The sequence below is a fragment of the Metamycoplasma buccale genome (genome assembly GCF_046774455.1).
In the GTDB taxonomy this organism is placed as follows: Bacteria; Bacillota_I; Bacilli_A; order Mycoplasmatales; family Metamycoplasmataceae; genus Metamycoplasma; species Metamycoplasma buccale.
This window is the reverse complement of the sequence record NZ_CP177249.1, coordinates 566,959-584,119: the sequence shown is the minus strand read 5'-3', so window position 1 is coordinate 584,119 and position 17,161 is coordinate 566,959. Positions and strand designations below refer to the sequence as shown.

Below are 17,161 nucleotides of genomic sequence, written 5' to 3'. Positions count from 1 at the left end.
AATACATATTATTAGGAGGAAATATGGTAGATTTTAAAGGTGTTCAACTTAAAATTGGTCCCTTTTATGTATATTCACTAACTATGATGTTAGGAATGCTAACAGCTATTTTGACAATATATTATTTTTGAAGAAGAGAAAAATATTCATTTGAAAAATTAGCAATTCTTATTTTCATTGCTCTACCTACTGCTCTTATTGGCGCTAGAATTTATTTTATTATTCAACAAGCAATAGAAGGAAATTGATCCACAGTTAAACGGTTTTGAGCCATTTGAGAAGGTGGGTTATCAATTCAAGGTGGTGTTATTACTGCTACTATTTGTTGTGTTATGTATATTATTTTTTCAAAATCAAAAGAAAAAATTGATTTGAAAAAAGCATTTACTATTATTTTACCAGCTGTTTTAATTGGTCAAGCAATTGGTAGATGAGGAAATTTTGCCAACCATGAAGTTTATGGTCAAGTTATGTCAGAAAGCTCTCTTGCATTCAAAATTCTTCCTCCTATTATTAGGCAACATATGTATATCGATAAAGCTTATCGTTTACCATTATTCTTATACGAATCAATCGCAAACTTAATTGCATATATTCTAATTGTTTGAGTTCTTAACTTCTTTAACTGATTAAGACCTGGAACTACTGCGGGAATATATTTGATTTACTATGGAATTTTAAGATCAGGAATGGAACCATTACGTGACGGTAGCTATGGTATTTATAAAGTAATTTCTGCTTTCTATATCATTGTTGGTTTGATCTTTGTTGTAATGTGCGAATTTGTAATTAAATTAAATTACAACGTTTATAAAATCCCTTTATATAAAAATGAAAAAACTCACAAATATTTCTATTTCTTAGTTTATGAACCAAAACAAAAACATTCATATGTCGTAAAATCTAACGATAAAAAAATATTAAATAAACAAGCTCAAGAAATTCAAGTTGTAAATAATTCTAGCAATATTGATGCTAAATAACAATTAATAAGGAAAGAATAATGAAACAATACCATACTTTAATTATTGGTGCGGGTCCTGCGGGATTAACCGCAGCTTTATATTTATCTAGAAATAATTTATCAGTTGCTTTTATAGAGGCAAATGTTCCTGGTGGAAAAATGACTGAACAAAGTAAAATAGAAAATTACCCTGGTTTTGAATTTATTAGTGGTCCTAATTTGTCTATTCAAATGCTTAATCAAGCTACTAAAAATGGTGCTGAATTTATTTATGGAAAAGTTACAAAAATTGAATCAAAAACTGAAAATTTAAAACAAGTTACTTTAGAAAATGGTGATATATATTTATCTAATTCAATTATTATTGCTACAGGAATGAAAAATATTGTTCCCTTAGATATAGAAAATATTGAAAAGTTTAACCATAAAGGTGTTTCTTATTGTGTTTTGTGTGACGGGGCATTGTATAAAAATAAATCATGTGCAATTGTAGGTGGAGGTAATTCTGCTTTTGAAGAATCTATTTACCTAGCTAAAATAGCTAGCGAAGTACACATTTTTATAAGAGATGGTATTATTGCTGAAAAGAAATTAATTCAAGATGTAAAAAATACTAAAAATATTTTTATTCATGAAAATTCTAAAATTTTGAAATTAAATGGACAAAATGATATTGAAGATATTGAAGCAAATATTGATGGGAAAATAGTAAAGATGCCAATAAAAGCCGTCTTTCCTTATGTAGGATTTAAACCTGCAACAGGCTTTATAACTAATTCAAAAATGTTAGATTCTAGAGGATTTATTGTTGTGGATAATAACATGGAAACTTGTGAAAAAAACATTTTTGCTATTGGTGATGTTATCAAAAAAGATGTACGTCAAATAACAACTGCTACATCTGATGGTACTATTGCTGCTAAAGTAATAAATTCTAGAGTTTAAAATTAAAAAAATAGCTTGAACCAAAATAAAAAGAGTTCAAGCTATTTTTAAATAATTTATTTACTCAAAAGTGTATTAATAAATCTAAAAATAGATGGTTTATTTTCATTAAATCTGAAATTTGAAATTCGATAAATTGGGTAACCTTTTACAGACATAAAATCTGTTTTTATTCTTTTTTGAATAAAATTATCTAAATTCATACCATCTGAAGAATCATCAATTGATATACCTACAATAAAGTTTTCTTTATTATCTAGTATTGCCATATCAATGTTATATGATCCTACACAATAATCAAGTTGTATTTGAATATCGTCAGCAAAACTTTGTTCTTTTAATCAATTTGTAATTTCAAATATGAATTGCGATTTATCTAATTTGCCTATATTAGGAGTAGCATCGCTAATGTAAGATTTTTGCTTTTCATTTTTTAATTGAATGTAGTTAAGTCAACGTTTGAATGTTAATAAATTCTCATTTTTTGGATCAATATCATTAGTTGATATACTTTTTATAACTATCATTTTATCTTTTGCTCTAGTGATTGCCACATTTAAAGCATTTCGACCTTTTTTAGAACCAATATATGTTGAATGTAAAGCGGTTTTAGCAGTGTAACCAACTGAAGCAATAACAAGTTCAGCTTCATCTCCTTGAATATTTTCTATATTTCTTAAAATAACTTTATCTTCTAAAACTTCAAAAATTTTAGGTGACATTAAAGCAATTTGTTCACGAATATAATCTTGTTGTTTTCTATTGAAAGCTAATAAAATTATTGAATTATATTTTTTAAGATTTTTTTCACAAATTTTTATTAATTTATCACATTCAATTTCATTTTTATTATCAATTCATTCACCATCTACATCAATTACTTCAACACTAGCTTTATCTTTTTTAGTATAACTATCTAATCCCTTAAGACCTGAATCATAAAATTCTTTACTTGAAAATAGCACTAGTTCACTTGAATTTGAACGATAATTCATTTCTAATAAATATTTAGGTAAGTGATTATGAGTTGCTCAATCTAGTAGAGAAGTAATTTCTTCTTCGCTAAATTCATCTTCTGATTCATCACGTGTATTGAATCAATTTGAAGGTTGCATTTGTTGATTATCACCAGCGATAATTACTTTTTCTGCAATTGAGATAAAAGGAATGGCTTTTTCAATATAAATTTGACTTGCTTCGTCAAAAATTACATAATCAAATTTATCATTTTCAAAGTTTACAAAGTTTCCCAATATTTCAGGAGTTCCAACATAAATATTATAAACTTGCTTAATAATATCTTCAAATAGCGAAGTTATTATATATGGAGGAGTTATTTTTCTTTCTAATCTACCAAAAAATTGGTTTAATTTTTGTCTTTGATATTCGCCTCTTTGACGGTATTCGTCAAGTCTTTGTTTTGCATAGAATGCGCTATTTTCATAAATAGCATCTAAAAGATCAGGAGTTGTATTATCAAGTTTTTTAAAATCTAGGAATTTTGTATAATCTTTTTCTTTTTTATCGAACTCAACAAATGATTTTAATCTAATTAAATTGGATAATTGAGTTATATCACTAATGTTATATTGAGCTAAATTAGAGTTATAAAACCTTTTAATTTTTTTAGCTAAAGAATAAACTTTATTGAACTTAAGTGAAAATGGTTTAAAGATTGAATCATTTTTGTCAATTTCACCCAATTTTATAGCAATTTTTCTTTTAGAAATTTTTCCTAAATTATCAAAAATTGTTAAAAATTGATTTTTAGAGTCAAATTGATTATAAAGTTTATAAAACTTTGTTAAATTTTTAAGGCTAGTACTTAAATTTCCTTTGCTTTTTAAATTATGATATGCCTCTAAATCTTTTGTAAAAATTTCTCCTATTTCACTTTTAGCGTTTAAATAACTAAATTCATTTTTACTAAAAAAACTAGAATTATAAGCATTTAAGTCATTTGAGCGATAAACAGTATTAATTTCTTTAAAGTATTCGATAATAGGTTTATAAAAATATTCTTTTTCACTTCTATTAACTTTTGCACTTTCAGAGAATTGAAACATCATATTTTGGTATTTGCCTAGACGTTTTAGCACAACATCTAATGCAACTTTCTTTTGAGAAATGAAAAGTGCTTTTTTGTTTTCTTTAGCAATATTAATTAAAATATTAGCAATAGTTTGACTTTTTCCAGTTCCTGGAGGCCCTATTATAATAGCAGAGTTGTTTAAAGTTCCTATAATAGCTTTTTCCTGACTAAAATCAGATGGAGTTACACGAGCAATATTATTTTTTTCTAATGCTTTTTCATAAGCATCTTTAGTATAGTCTTTTAGATCATCAATTCTAATTAAGTTATCAATTTTATCGTTGGCAATTAGATTAATCATAGCATCACGAAGTTTTGTTCCGCCAGGATTAGCTTCAATTAAAGCTGTTCCAGATTCTAATTTAACTATTGCATCATTTGGAAATTCACTTTTATCATATTCTATTAAACTCTCTAAGAAAACATCATTTTCATATTCTTTTCCTAAGTATCCTTGATCAATTAATTTAATATTTTCTAAAGCTTCAGAAATAGTAGCATATTCACCATTTTCCAATATTGGTAATTTAATTTCACTATGTTGTTCAATTAAATATTTGATTTTTTCATTAATAATAATGTTTTCATCAGCATTTTCTAAATATACAGAATTTCCACTAAAAGTAATTTTTACTGATTTTAAAATGAAAGGAGCATATAAATATACGTCATCTTTTCGATATTTTAAAAAATATGTCCCAATAAATAATGGTCAAATATTAGTTTCAGCGTATATTTCTTCAATTCTTTTAGCATTAGTTTTTCATGTTTTAATAAAATTACTATTTTGATCAATAATTTTCTTTTTATATATAGGCAATCATTTATCTAAATTAGTATTTAAATTTTCTTGCATTTTTGTTGTAATAGAATAATCATACATTTTTGATCATATATTAAATTCTTCTATGTTGTGAATGTTTTTTAGTTCATTTAATGAGCGAGTATCATAAGAATTTTTTAATGAAATTTTAAAAGTAAGATTGTTAAAAACTTCTTTCAAATTTTTAATTCCTAATAATTTTTTAAGATCTAAGCTTATGTTAGATGTCTTAAAAAATGTAGCATTATCTCCTCTACTTTTTATATCTAATAAATTGTTAATTAATTTTAAATGTTTTGAAGAGTGAATTCTTTTTAGATCTATTTTTTTAATTTGATTTGGATCTAAGGCAAATATTTGTTTCATATATCTCCTTTATTAATATTTACTAATTATAGAATATAAGCAATATTTAAAATAAGAAATGATCTTTAAAATTAGTTAAATTTGTGATTATTTGCATTTTATTGCTTTTTAGTAATAGTTTGTTAAAATTAATTTTATGAGTTTAAGTAATGATTTTAAATATAAAGATTTAACTAAAAAAGAAAATAAAATTTATCACATTTTAATTACAAAAATTAAAAATTGAATTAAACAAAAGGTTAATTCTGCAAATGCTAAAGGTATATCTCTTGGAATTTCGGGAGGAATAGATAGTGCTACATTGAGCATTATTGCTTCAGATATTTTTCCTAATAATTCACATTTTTATTATTTTAAAATTAATGAAGATAAAGAAACTGAAAAATTAATAATTGAACTTCAGAATAGTAGAAATTTAAAAATTAATACCATCGATTTAACAAAAATATATAAAGATATGGTTAAATTATTAAATACTAATGGTGATTTAGTAAAATCTAATCTCAAATCAAGATTGTTTATGACTTCATTATATTCATTAAGCCAAGAAAATAATACCCTTGTATTAGGAACTGATAATTTTGATGAATTTTATTTAGGATATTTTACTAAATATGGCGATGGAGGTTGTGATCTATTACCTTTTGCTAATATTAAAAAGTCAGATATTTATGTTTTGGCAAATTTATTAAATGTCCCTAAAAAAATTATTGATAATGAACCATCAGCAAATTTATATAAAAATCAAACTGATGAAAAAGAATTAGGATTTAGTTACGAAGAGTTTGAAAAATGAATCCTTGATAAAAATTTAGTACCAAATGAGATTAGTAAAAGAATTATTAATTTGCACAAATTAACAGAGCATAAAAGAATAGAAATTCCAAAAGGACCAAAATTAAAATAGGTAGTATCAACCACCTATTTTTTAATTAAGATAAATTCTTTTCTATTCATTTATTTTTAGTAAATAAATTTTCATCAATTTTATAATTGCTTTTGTCAATATTTAAATGAATTAAACCATCATAATAATCAAAATATTTTTGATAAACTATTTGAGAAAAATCCAAAGTTTTTAAGTTAGGATTAAATTTATTTTCAATATGTAATTTACCTTTAAAATCCCCTCTAAAATTTAATGGTAAATAATAACCTTTTAATCCTTCATTTTGAGTTATATCTCAAGCTTTTTTATTCTTAATATAGTTTGAATAAATTTTGTTGGTTAAATTTAATTTTCAAATATCATCTTCTTTATTTAAGTCATTATCTAAAATATTAAAATCATGATTTTCAACAAGACTATCAGTTTGAAATTTTTTAATTTGAAAAGCGTGATATAACTTTTCATTCATTGGTAATATCTTTTTGGTGTTATGTTCATAGTTTTTATAACTAATTGTTCCTAATTTTTCTCATCCCTCCCCCATTTTTGGATTTGAAAAATCTAGCGAAACCTTAAGCATTTTTATTTTTGTATTTTTGTCTATAAACATATCAGTATTTATGCTAGATTGATCAATTTTATAATCTATTTCATAAACATAATTTCAACTCGCTTTATTTTTAGCTAAATTAATTTCATTTTCCTTAAATTCATTTTTTCAAATTGTTTGATAAACAAAACCAAATTTTAAATTAAAATATGTTCTTTGCTTTCTATATGAAAAAATGTTTATAAGGTTAACATTGTTGAATATTATCTTTTTACCATTTTGATATTTATATATTTCATAATGATGGTAACCATTTTCCTCATAATGATTTTCTAAATTTACCAATTCCCTATTAATTCCTACAACTGTATGGTCAAAATTGAATTTTATATTAGGAAAAATTGTGGGTATTTTTAATGTTATGATCGCACTGCCATCATTAAAATTTCTTTTAATATTTAGATAAATAGGATATTTATTTAGAATGAAATTATCACTTTCATAATATGTCATTTTTCCTGAATTTCATATTCCGTATTTGTAATTGAATCGATTTCCTTCAATTTTTTCTAAATTGACAATTTCAGGTTTATTAATATTGTTTTCTGTATTAATTAAATTCAACATTACTATTTTCTGTATCTTTTTTATTTAAGTCATTATTTATATATTTAGTAAAATCTTTCAAAAATTTTTCATAATATTCTAAATAAGCTTTATTTGACATATATTTTCTCCCTCTAAATTATGTGTCTAAACAATTATGCGTAGACACTCTTTAAGTTAATCATTTTTTCAATCTATAATTAAAAAAATAGAAACCATTGTTAGTAACTATTTATTTATAAATAATCGATTCATTTAGTTCCATTTTATGATAGCAACCATAAAATAACATCAATTAGTTTGGCAAATTTTCGATAAAAAGTGGTTTTGGAAAAATATTTTAAATACCATTTAGTATTACTTATATTTTTGATTACTATATTTTCAAAAATAATTTGATAATCATCATACAAAGAATTTCTAAATAAATTCATAATATGATTGTTTAGTTTATCTCACATTAATTTAACTTTTATTATTTTTTCTTTATTTTTTAAAATACTAAAGTCAATATTAAGAGAGACTTTTTTGATTACATTGTCAGTCGTTTCTTTTAGATTTTTATATGCCATTAAATATGCCATTTTTTCTCTTAAATTCATTTATTTCCTCCTAGGGTTAATTTTGGATTTTTTGTTCCTGCCTTTATTTTATATATTAAAAAAATAACTTTGTTAAAGTATTTTTTTGACTTTTTAACTTATATATTTAAGCCGAATCGCTTAAATATATAGAGAAATAATAAAAAACAAAAAAATCCTTATACAAAAGGACTTTGCTACATTGTAATATAAAGTGCAACACTATGAAATAATTTTTATAGGTTGCATTTTTTATATTAAAGTAAATAAAAAAAAGAGCAACCTAAATAAAGTGCTTCAAGAGGTTACTCATGATTAATTATAATCACTTAAATTACAAAAATAGAATTATTATTCAAGAATATTTAAATAAAGGTTTTTCTATTAGAAAAATAGCCAAACAAATAAATAAATCACCATCAACAATATCTCGCGAAATAAAACGCAATTTTGATAATGATAAATTAATTTACAATCCAGAAATAGCTAATCAAAAGTCTATTCTCAGAAGTAAACATAGATCTTATTTTTGATATTTTTTAGTAAGAGATAGATATGAAGAATTTATCGATCAATTTGCAGCATTATATGATGGTAAACTTTGAACGGTTGAATCAACTTATTTTTTTATAAAAAATAATATGAGTGTAAATGAATTTGAAATACCATGTTTAAAAACTATTTTTAATTGAATAAACTCTGGTAAATGAGTTTTTAGTAGAAAAGATTTATTAAGAAAAAATTACACAAAAGGAGGAAAACGTTCAAAAACTAATGTTATTGATCGCCTTGTTGGAGCAAGATATATAAAACCAATATGAGCAAGACCAAAAGAAATAAATAATCGATTAGAATTTGGGCATTGAGAGCTTGACTTAGTTTGTGGCAAAAATGTTAGAGGTGCTAATCATATAATCACATTAGTAGAAAGAAAAACAAGGTTTTGTTATGTGGCAGTTATGAAAGGTAAGCATCCTGATAATCTTAATAGAATTTTAAATAATTTAATTGCAAATAATAATATCCCAGTAAAATCGATTACTACAGATAATGGTTTTGAATTTAGAAAAATTGGTTTACTAGCTTACAAATTAAATATATTTGTATATTTTACTGATAAATATGCTTCATGACAAAAAGGAAGTAATGAAAATTGAAATGGTATTTTTAGAAGAATTTTTGCTAAAGGCACTAATTTTAATGAAATTGATATTAATGAAATTCAAATTGCCACAGAAAGAATTAATTTTAAACGTAGAAAAATTTTTAATTGAAAATCCTCATATGCTTTATACGAAAAAGAATTAATAGAAGAATATAACAAAATATTTGCTTAATAAACTAATTTCAAATATACTCAAACACTAATATTTAGTGTATTTTTGTTTTTTAACTTTTGAAAAATATAAAATAAAACATGAAGCACATAGGTGTTGCACTTCATGTTACTTTCTAGCAATCCTTATACAAAAGGACTTTTTTTGTAATTTTCTTAAAAATAGCAATTATAGATATTTTTCAGGGTGTTCTTTTTTCATTTTTTTAATAAATTCTTCTTTTGGAAGTGAACCATATTTTTTCATAAGTTCACAACATTCTAAATATTCATTTTCTGCTCATTCAATATTTTCAAAGCCTGTAACTTGAGTAATATTTTTACCTTTAAATTCTTTATAAGTACTAAAAAAGTTTTTTACACTTACTAATCACATCTGATCGATATCTTTTAAATTTTTTATATGATCTAAACGATAATCATCAGCATGTACAGCAATTAATTTTGTATCAGTTTCCCCTGAATCAATCATTTTCATGGCACCTATAACTCTAGCATTTAACGATGTTCCTGGCAAAAATGTTTCAGATGAATATACTAAAACGTCTAGTTCATCTCCATCTCAATCTAATGCTTCAGATATGTATCCATAATTTGCTGGATATTTAAAATCACCTCTTAAAATTCTATCTACTTTAATTTTTCTTGTTTCTCTATTAAATTCATATTTAATTTTTGAATCTTTAGCGATCTCTATATTTACTTCAATATTTTTCATAATTGTTATTTTATCATCTTTTGAAATAGCAATCAAAAATGATTGATTTTCACATTTTTTTCCTTAATTTTTCTCATTTTTAAAAAATTCAATTATTCCCAAATTTATACTTTAAGCATGAAAAGAGGAGAAAATGACAATTTATAAATATGGAAAAATTATGCATGTAAATACTAATTATTTAATATTAGATCATAATGGTGAAGGAGAACTAATTTATATACCTAATTCTGAAAGGTTCAAAAAAGAAGAAGTAAGAAAAATTTTTATTTTAAATATAGTTAATGAATTTTCAAAAACTACATATGGATTTGACAATTTTAAAGAAATGGTAATTTTTGAGGATTTAATTGCTTTGCAAGGATTAGGACCTAAAACTGCCATTAGTATTTTAAATTTTGGTTGAGAAAACATTATTAATTATATTGCTAATGGCAATAATGAAGAATTAGTAAAAATACCTTATGTTTCAAGCAAAATTGCTAATAATATTATTTTTACATACAAAGAAAAATATACTAAATTTTTATCAAAATTAACCGATGAGGAAATGTCGAAAGTTAAACCTATTCAAGCATCAAATATTGAAAATAAATTTAAGGAAACGATGCGAATGCTAGGTTTTAAAAATCAACAAATCAAATTTGCTTTAGATAATATGCAAATTAATGATAATATTGAAAAATGCGTTGAAGATGCCATTATTTTAATTAGTAAAAATCAAAATGAAGCAAGAGTTTAGAGTTGAAAAATTTAAAGATTTTGTTGGACAAGAAAAAATTATCAAAACTTTAAAAGTAATTATTTCTAGTGCGGAAAAACAAAACAAAATTATTGATCATATTTTATTTTATGGTGCTCCAGGGTTGGGAAAAACAAGTTTGGCAAAAATCATTGCTAATGAAACAAAAAGAAATATAGTTTATGCTCAAGGCCCGCTTCTAGAGAAAAAAAGTGATTTACTAACTTTATTATCTTCTATTAAAGAAAATGATGTGATTTTCATTGATGAAATCCATGGAATTAATAAAAATCTAGAAGAATTATTATACCTGGCCTTAGAAGAAGGAGTTATTGATTTAACAATTGGTGTAGATGGTGATAAACGTATTATGAGAATGAAATTAAAAAAATTTACGTTAGTTGCCGCTACTACAAAATTTAATTTACTATCAAAACCTTTAAAGGATCGTTTTGGCTATATTGGAAAACTTAGCCCTTATAATGATGATGAAATTGCTATTATTATTAAAAACTCAGCCAAAAGAAATAATATAAAAATAGATGAAGATTCAATAAAAGAAATCGCAAGTCATTCTAGACAAACTCCTAGAATTGCTAATATTTTGCTTGAAAGAGTTAACGATTTTTCAATTTATGATGAACAACCTAATATAAATTTAAAAATAGTTAAAAAAGCATTTAAATTTATTGGAGTTTTTAAATATGGATTAACAACTTTTCAAATTGAATATTTAAAAACCTTGCATGAGATTTTTCAGGATAGTTTTGGCTCGTTAGATACAATAAGTAGTATTGTTAAAGATGATAAATTAACAATTATTAATGAAATTGAACCAACTTTATTAGTTTATCAATTAATAGAAAAGACTTCAAGAGGAAGAAGGATAACTAAAAATGGTATTGATTATTTAAATAAATTTGTTTTTTAAAAAAAGTTATCTATTATAATAGTTTAAATATGAAAAAAACGAGAGCAATTAATACAAAATTAAGATGGATTTTTAATATATTTTTTGTAGTAGCTATGCTATTGGCAATAATTTTTGGTTCTATTTTTTATTTAAAACCAAAAATGGCTGTTAACAATTCAAGTAAGATAGACGGCGTAAAAGCAACATTAAAGATTAAAGAAACTACTAACAAAAATTTAAAAAATTCAAAATTACCTTCGCCACAAGAAGTTCTTAATACTACTAAAAAATATTTGCAAAACTCAAATTTATTATCAGCTTATGATTTAAGTTTGGGTTCTAATAACGTTATTTCGTTAGCTAGTTATGCACATAAAACTGACCAAGAAAAAATTGCATTAATGCGATCATTACTTAACAAACCTTATCTTACAATGACTGACGAAAATGGTAATCCCGTTTTTTATCGTGGTCAATTTATGTCTAGATTAGGTAAAGGTGAAAGAAGACGTAGAACTTTACAAGAATTTTTAGATGGTGATCCCGCTGATTTTTTACCATCTCTTGCTGAAAATCCTGCTAGTGCAAGAAATTCACAAGGCTTATCTAATAGAGTTAGTTTAAAATTTACTGACGATGGATGATCTGAGTTTATTAAATATGCTGAAGAATCATATATTTTAGGATTGTATAATAAATACTTTTCAGCGTTAGCTTCAAATACTTATATTTGAATGAATTTAAAAGAATTTGTTGAAAAGGCTAAAAGAGAAGATCCTGAAGGTTGAAAAGCGGCCAAAGAAAATCCTGTAAATTATGCTTACATTGGTAATAGTGCCAATCAACAAGAAATTGATGATAATGGTAAAACTAAAGATGGAAAACAAAAGAAGAAGAAAGTTAATCCTGTTTTGAAGGATATTGCATCAAAATATTTAATAACTGTTGCTAAACCATATGCGCTAAGAACCAGTAATGTTAAAGACTCTTCAATTTGATTAGTTAATGAAAACAAAAATGGTTATACTGATTCTGAATTAGCATCAGCCATTAATTATTCTATGGCTCCTTTTGAGTTAGTTGAACAATCAAGTTATTTTATAACAACTAATTCATCTGCAACTAATAGATATTTAGTTGTTTTAGGAATTATTTATTCATTATTTGCTATTTTCCTCATTGCAAGATATCGTTTATTTGGACTACTTTCGATGACAACAATTGCATTCTTTGTATTCATGTTGTTAGTTATTATTGCGGCATTCAATATACACATTAGTCCTATAATTGCTATCGCAATAATAATTGCTTTAATTATTGTGTTTGATTTAATTCACAATCAACTCGATATTTTTAGAAAAGAAGTTATGAATGGATCGAATGCAAGTAAAGCTATTTCTAAAAGTATTAAGACTACACTAATAAGTTCGTTGGATAGTGTTGTGGGGATAATAATTCTCTCCTTACTATCAATATTTATAAGTGTTTCATATAGCACCATTATTGGTATGACTATGTTTACATCTATTGTTTTATGCTTTTTAATAGCTATTATATTGCAGACAGTAGTTTTAAGAAATTGGGCTAAAACAGAAGCATTTGACAATACTACTACATTGATATTATGAAAAAATAGTAGAAGCTATAATACTATTCAAAAAGTAAATTTAATATCTAAATCTAAATATTTTGCTATTGGTTTTGCTGCATTTATATTAATTGCTTTAATTGTATACTTTGGAATTTCCGGTGGAAAAGGTTCACTATTATTTGGAATGAATTTAAATAGTGAATTGCGTGGGGGATTTTATTATGCACTTAAACCTAAAGATGGCGTTTTTTGACCCGAAGATAATATAAATGAAATTATTAAAGCATTCAAAACAGCAATGCCTTCACTTGATATTCAAGCAGCATTAAGTAACAACGAAAAGAGTAGTTATATTGCATTAATAAATTCAAATACAGATATATTAGCAAAAATAAATAGTATAATTGCGTCTAATCCTATCCTTAAAGGTACTCAAATTGAATCAAGTCAGATTTCTCCAATTAGTTTAGGAATTGACACGGGATACTTAATTGCAATTGTATTTTCAGGAATAGTATTAGTAGCTGTTTATATGAGTTTTAGATATTCATTAGCTTCAGCTTTATCATTAATATTAAATGAAATATTTGTGATAATTATGATGTTTGCTTTTATCCTAATGACTTATACTCCATTTAATGCTACAGTTGTTGATGCAATTATATTAACAAGTATTTTTCTTGTTCATGACAATATTTTGAATGCAGCAAGAATAAAAGATGAATTTAGTAAAGATTTAAATACAAAAAACTTTATTTATACAAACGATAGAATAAAAGAAATCTTTAAAACAACAATAATAGATTCTATTTCTAGACAATTTTCATTATTAATTACTTGAATTGTTGTCATTATATTAGGTCTAAATTTAATGACTTCATTAAATAAAACAATAGTTTTAGGAACAACATTTGGTTTAATATCATTAGTATTTATTAACATGTTTTTAATTCCTAATATTTCAATGCGCATGTACATGCTTAAATATAAAAACAAAGCAAAACGTATAGAATCAGGTTTTTGAAATACTCAAAAAATTCGTGAGCAAAGTTTTATTGGAATAAATGACTTTTCAGAATAGGAAATTAAAATGTTTAATAAATTAAAGGGTACTAAAGATATTTATAATCAAGAATCAGAAATTTTAAACTATATTAAAAACATATTTTTTAGTGTGGCTAAAAAATATGATTTTAATTATATTGAAACACCAATTATAGAAGATGTTAATTTATTTATTAGATCAGTTGGCGAAACAAGCGATATTGTTTCTAAAGAAATGTATGTTTTTAAGGACAATGGTGATAGAACTATTGCATTGAGGCCAGAAGCAACAGCGTCTACTATAAGGGCTTTTGTAGAAAATAAAATTAATAATTTAGAAGGTGCTAAATTATTTTATTTTGGTCCTATGTTTCGCTACGAAAGACCACAAAAAGGAAGATTTAGACAATTTACTCAAGGGGGTGTAGAATTAATAGCTCCTAAAACATTATTAACAAATTTTGAAATAATAAAATTGGCTTTTGACTTTTTAAATGAAATTAATATAAAAGATTTTGTATTAGAAATTAACAATCTTGGCTCATTTGATAGTAGAAACAATTATATTAAAGTTCTAAAAGAATACTTTTTGCCATACAAAGAAAAATTAAATGAAACTTCAAAAATACGTTTAGAAAAAAATGTTTTAAGAATTCTTGATGATAAAGAAGAACAGGAAAAAGAGTTTGTTAAAAACGCACCTAAACTTATAGATTATTTATCTAAAGAAGAAAAAAATAATTTTAATGATTTATTAAATTTATTAAAAAAATTTAATATTCCTTTTTCTATTAATTATTCACTTGTAAGAGGACTTGATTACTATAATGACATAGTTTTTGAATTTGTATCTAATTCTTCTGCATTAGGAACAAAATCTACTATTTTGGCAGGAGGGAGATATGATGGGATGGTAAAAAATTTTGGTGGTCCTAACATTGGCTCGATTGGTTTTGCTTTTGGTGTTGATAGATTAATAGAAATAATAAAATCAAATATAAAAAATTATCCTATTTTAGTAAAGAAAATAGATTTTTTAATAGCCTATCTTAATGAAGAAGAGCGAAATGAAATTCTTGAAATAGCATATGACTTGCGAAAAAAATATAATGTTTGTTTAATTAATGAAAAAATTAATATAAAACAATTGTTTAAAAAAGCATATCAACTTGCACCAAAATATATAATATTTAAAGAATTAAATTCCAAATCAAATGAATTCAAAATAAAAACAAATGCAACTGAAAAAACAATTACTTATAATAATTTAAATGAATTGGAAAAAGAATTATTTAAAATGGAGAAATAAAATGAAAAAAATATATTGTGGAAATTTGGGAATCAATAATATTAAAGAAAAAGTTGTCTTATATGGTTGAATTGCGAATAAAAGAAAATTTAAAAATCAAATTTTTGTTGATTTAAGAGATTCAACTGGCTTAATTCAACTAGTTTTTCATGATATTTCTGATCCTCTTTTAACTAAAGAAAGTTGTATTAAAGTAGAAGGTAAAGTACAAAAAAGATTAGAACCAAATTTAGAATTATCGACAGGCGAAATTGAAATTTTAGTCGAAAAATACGAAATTTTAAATTCAGCTAAACAAATTCCATTTGAAATTAATAAAATGACTTCTGCTAATGAAGATTTAAGACTTGAATATAGATTTCTAGATTTAAGACAAGAAAAAATGCTAAATAATTTAAAGTTTAGACATAAGTTATTATTAGCAATAAGAAATTATTTTGATAAGCACAATTTCATTGAAGTTGAGACACCAATTTTATCGAAATCAACTCCTGAAGGCGCTCGTGATTATTTAGTTCCTACAAGAAGAATTGGAAAATTTTTTGCATTACCTCAATCCCCACAATTATATAAACAACTATTAATGGCATCAGGAATTGAAAAATACTTTCAAATTGCAAGAGTTTTTAGAGATGAAGATTTAAGAAAAGATAGACAACCAGAATTTACTCAATTAGATATTGAAATGTCGTTTGCTGGCATGGAAGAGATTTTTAGTATTTGTGAAAACATGTGAAAGGAAGTTTTAAAACCTTTTGGTTATAATATAAAAACGCCTTTCCCAAGAATGAATTACTTTGATTCACTTCATAATTATGGAAATGATAAACCAGATACGAGATATGGATATTTAATTAAGGATTTGACAAATGATTTAAAACCATTTTATCCTGATGGGAGTTTTATTAAAGCAATTTTCTTTGATAGAGAAATTTTTGAAAATGAATCTATTATAAAAGAAATATTTTCAAAAAATAATGGACAAAATTTAGAAATAATTTCTCCTAAAAATTCACAAAGCATTGACAAAAATAAATTAAATACTATTCAAACTTTAATAAATAAACAAGAAATCAAGAATCCTACAATAATTTTATCAATAGCAAAAAAAGAAGAAGATGCTTTAAAATCACTAGGTGCAATTAGAGTTTTATTGAATGAGTTATATCATTTAGCGGACCCTAATCAATTGAATTTTTTATGAATAGTAAATTGACCAATGTTTGAGTATGATGAAGAAACAAAAACATACCAAGCTGCTCATCATCCATTTACACAAATAGAAGAATCGACATTTAAATACTTAGAAACTAAAGAATATGAGAAGGTTAGAGCTAAGTCATATGACTCTGTTTTAAATGGCTTTGAATTAGCCTCAGGATCAATTAGAATTTTTGATCCAAATATTCAAAAAAAAGTTTTTGAAACTTTAAATATTTCAGAAAAAGAACAACAAGATAAATTTGGATTTTTTTTAAAAGCATTTGATTATGGTTTACCACCACACAATGGGATAGCGTTTGGAATAGAAAGAATTTTAATGATTTTAACTAATTCTACTTCGATTAGAGATGTGATAGCATTTCCTAAAAATGCCAAAGGAATTGATTTATTATCTAATTCGCCTTCGATAGTAACAAAAGAACAATTAAATGAATATGGACTTAATTTAAAGGAAAAAGAATAGGAGAT

The 17,161-nt window shown here is 24.3% G+C and carries 13 protein-coding genes; 9 read left to right on the top strand and 4 right to left on the bottom strand.

The genetic code is table 4. The features are described from left to right. Window positions 1-23 precede the first annotated feature (23 nt). Window positions 24-983 carry a prolipoprotein diacylglyceryl transferase gene (lgt, locus tag ACLFP3_RS02620; RefSeq protein ID WP_412031409.1) on the top strand — a complete coding sequence of 320 codons (960 nt, stop codon included), beginning with the start codon at window positions 24-26 and terminating at the stop codon, window positions 981-983. A gap of 20 nt (window positions 984-1,003) precedes the next feature. Continuing rightward, a complete protein-coding gene (locus ACLFP3_RS02615; protein ID WP_412031408.1) occupies window positions 1,004-1,909 on the top strand; it encodes an NAD(P)/FAD-dependent oxidoreductase in 906 nt (301 codons plus the stop codon). 56 nt (window positions 1,910-1,965) lie between these two features. Here ACLFP3_RS02615 and ACLFP3_RS02610 read toward each other — a convergent pair whose 3' ends face one another. Next, entirely contained in the window at window positions 1,966-5,190 is a 3,225-nt protein-coding gene (locus ACLFP3_RS02610; protein ID WP_412031407.1) for a DEAD/DEAH box helicase, read from the bottom strand. Window positions 5,191-5,326: 136 nt separating this feature from the next. Here ACLFP3_RS02610 and nadE point away from each other — a divergent pair, with 136 nt between their 5' ends. Further along, window positions 5,327-6,097, top strand: coding sequence for an NAD(+) synthase (nadE, locus tag ACLFP3_RS02605; protein WP_412031406.1), 771 nt, complete (start codon window positions 5,327-5,329; stop codon window positions 6,095-6,097). Window positions 6,098-6,122: 25 nt separating this feature from the next. Here nadE and ACLFP3_RS02600 read toward each other — a convergent pair whose 3' ends face one another. Beyond that, on the bottom strand, window positions 6,123-7,256 hold the full coding sequence (locus ACLFP3_RS02600) for an MHO_1580 family protein (RefSeq protein WP_412031405.1): 1,134 nt from the start codon (window positions 7,254-7,256) through the stop codon (window positions 6,123-6,125). Between the two features lie 245 nt (window positions 7,257-7,501). Continuing rightward, complete coding sequence (locus ACLFP3_RS02595; RefSeq protein ID WP_412031404.1) at window positions 7,502-7,837, bottom strand: hypothetical protein; 336 nt, start codon at window positions 7,835-7,837, stop codon at window positions 7,502-7,504. A gap of 290 nt (window positions 7,838-8,127) precedes the next feature. Here ACLFP3_RS02595 and ACLFP3_RS02590 point away from each other — a divergent pair, with 290 nt between their 5' ends. After that, on the top strand, window positions 8,128-9,153 hold the full coding sequence (locus ACLFP3_RS02590) for an IS30 family transposase (protein WP_412031351.1): 1,026 nt from the start codon (window positions 8,128-8,130) through the stop codon (window positions 9,151-9,153). Window positions 9,154-9,321: 168 nt separating this feature from the next. On the opposite strand, the gene ACLFP3_RS02585 is transcribed toward ACLFP3_RS02590, so the two are convergent. Then, complete coding sequence (locus ACLFP3_RS02585; RefSeq protein ID WP_412031403.1) at window positions 9,322-9,870, bottom strand: inorganic diphosphatase; 549 nt, start codon at window positions 9,868-9,870, stop codon at window positions 9,322-9,324. Between the two features lie 133 nt (window positions 9,871-10,003). Here ACLFP3_RS02585 and ruvA point away from each other — a divergent pair, with 133 nt between their 5' ends. From ruvA to aspS, 5 genes are read left to right on the top strand one after another with little or no spacing between them, the layout of a single operon-like run. Continuing rightward, window positions 10,004-10,612: a Holliday junction branch migration protein RuvA gene (gene ruvA, locus ACLFP3_RS02580; protein WP_412031402.1), complete on the top strand. Its 609-nt coding sequence runs from the start codon at window positions 10,004-10,006 to the stop codon at window positions 10,610-10,612. Further along, entirely contained in the window at window positions 10,596-11,543 is a 948-nt protein-coding gene (gene ruvB, locus ACLFP3_RS02575; protein ID WP_412031401.1) for a Holliday junction branch migration DNA helicase RuvB, read from the top strand. The genes ruvA and ruvB overlap by 17 nt, the downstream gene beginning before the upstream one ends. Window positions 11,544-11,572: 29 nt before the next feature. Further along, window positions 11,573-14,197 carry a protein translocase subunit SecDF gene (gene secDF, locus ACLFP3_RS02570; RefSeq protein ID WP_412031400.1) on the top strand — a complete coding sequence of 875 codons (2,625 nt, stop codon included), beginning with the start codon at window positions 11,573-11,575 and terminating at the stop codon, window positions 14,195-14,197. A 9-nt stretch (window positions 14,198-14,206) separates the two neighbouring features. Next, window positions 14,207-15,469, top strand: a complete 1,263-nt coding sequence (gene hisS, locus ACLFP3_RS02565) for a histidine--tRNA ligase (RefSeq protein ID WP_412031399.1) — start codon at window positions 14,207-14,209, stop codon at window positions 15,467-15,469. 1 nt (window position 15,470) lies between these two features. After that, entirely contained in the window at window positions 15,471-17,156 is a 1,686-nt protein-coding gene (gene aspS / locus ACLFP3_RS02560) for an aspartate--tRNA ligase (protein ID WP_412031398.1), read from the top strand. Window positions 17,157-17,161 lie beyond the last annotated feature (5 nt).